We start from the raw sequence: 761 nt of genomic DNA, 5'->3' as shown, positions 1-761 counted from the left end.
CTCAGGCAGCGCCGATGGCTCTGATGAGTTTAGCACCTCTTTCCTGGAACTAGATTCCGCAGACAACAGTGACCCTTACTCAACCAGCTTTAAAAAACTTGACGATACCTTTGTTTCTGAAGAGAGTGAAGAAATCATCGACGAAAGCTGGACTCAGGAAATCCTCGAAGATATTCAAGATGAACAAGGTAAACAGAAGGTAGAACCAACATTCTCCGCTTCAGCTATAGAGCAGGCCTCAGTCACACAAGCTGAGACATCGACTGAATCAGCCTTCGGAGAGCCCGGGAGCGGTTTCTCTGAGACTTCTCCGTATGAGAAAATTGAATTTCAATACGACCAGGATAGCCCCAATAATAGACATTGGCTTGTCAGTTTATTATTCATTCTCGCTAATATATCGCTCATCGTAATACTGCTAGGGCAAGCGGTATGGTTTCACTATGAAAAGCTCGCCAAGTACCCTAAAGTTTCTGAGTTATATGAGCTAGCATGTGAACACTTATCTTGCACATTGCCAAAGCTTGAAGATATCGAAAAAATTAAAAGCAACAACCTCGTTGTCAGAAGTCACCCCACTCAACGCAAGTCCCTCATAATCGACACCGTGATAGTGAATGAAGCTGCTTTCAATCAAGCGTTCCCCGACTTAGCTCTTTATTTTTCAGACATAAACAAAAATATCGTTGCCCAACGCTTATTCCAAGCGAAAGAGTATTTGTCTGGCGATCTAGCCAGCTGGCACGAAATGCCAAGTCAGC

At 43.9% G+C, this 761-nt stretch carries 1 protein-coding gene; it reads left to right on the top strand.

Translation table 11 applies throughout. The annotated features are described in order from the left end of the window. On the top strand, positions 1-761 hold a 761-nt coding region (locus A3735_RS19155), incomplete at both ends, for a DUF3426 domain-containing protein (protein ID WP_156499765.1).

This window comes from Oleiphilus sp. HI0061 (genome assembly GCF_001635675.1).
Note: the sequence above shows the minus strand (reverse complement) of the source record. Positions and strands in the feature narration are given on the sequence as shown.